Here is an 843-nt window from a genome sequence, read left to right as displayed (position 1 = left end):
CGCCCACCAACCCGTAGTCGGCGACCTTGTCGGCCTGCCCTTTCCATGACGCGGCCCGCTCGGCGAAGAGGCCGGTGATGCTGAAGCCATCCCCCATGACCAGCCTGTCGCTCATGGCCTGGATCTTGGCGTCCAACCATCGGCAGGGATGGCGCCGACCGCTGGCGCCCGCCTGGGCCATTGCGGCACGGGCATCTTGCGGCCGGGTCCGCATCGAAAGCGCCAGGGCCCGCGGGAAAGGCGGTGATCTGCCTATGCGCCAGCTTCCGCGGGATCCTATCCGCGGCGCCGGCGGCCGGGACGGCACGCGTCGGGGCCGGTGTCGAGGGGGTCAGGCGGGGCATGGTCGTCTCTTCCGAAAATGCCGCGATCAGGCGAAGGTTTCCGCGTAAGCTGCGGGCAGGCCGATGGATTTCATCTCGACATAGGCGTCGAAGCCCTCGATCGCCGCCTCGCGGCCGATGCCGGACTTCTTGAAGCCGCCGAGCGGAGAATAGAACCCCGCCCCGGCGCCGTTGATGTCGACCGAGCCGGTGCGGATGCGGCGTGCGACCGCGACCGCATGGCCGTCGTCACCCGAAAAGACCGAGCCGTGCAGCCCGTATTGCGAATTGTTGGCGATGGCCACCGCCTCGTCCTCGCTGTCGTAGTTCAGCACGGCGAGGACCGGGCCGAAGATCTCTTCCTGTGCGATGGTCGCGTTCTGGTCCACGTCGGCGNGAAGATCGTCGGCTCGACGAACCAGCCGCGGCCCAGGTGGCCGGGGCGGCCGCCGCCGAGGACGAGCGTCGCGCCCTCGGCCCTGCCCCTGGCGACATAGCCCTCGACCCGGTCGCGCTGGCG

The 843-nt window shown here is 69.8% G+C and carries 2 protein-coding genes; both read right to left on the bottom strand.

What is annotated here, in order from left to right; genetic code table 11:
- Positions 1-370: 370 nt before the first annotated feature.
- The gene (locus FE811_RS27015; protein ID WP_255469871.1) at positions 371-712 is read right to left on the bottom strand and encodes an aldehyde dehydrogenase family protein; all 342 of its coding nucleotides are present in this window, start codon (positions 710-712) and stop codon (positions 371-373) included.
- On the bottom strand, positions 652-843 hold a 192-nt coding region (locus tag FE811_RS28600), incomplete at its 5' end, for an aldehyde dehydrogenase family protein (RefSeq protein ID WP_255469870.1). The genes FE811_RS27015 and FE811_RS28600, both read right to left, overlap by 61 nt.

Source organism: Paracoccus sp. FO-3, from assembly GCF_006386455.1.
Classification (GTDB): Bacteria; Pseudomonadota; Alphaproteobacteria; order Rhodobacterales; family Rhodobacteraceae; genus Paracoccus; species Paracoccus versutus.
Note: the sequence above shows the minus strand (reverse complement) of the source record. Positions and strands in the feature narration are given on the sequence as shown.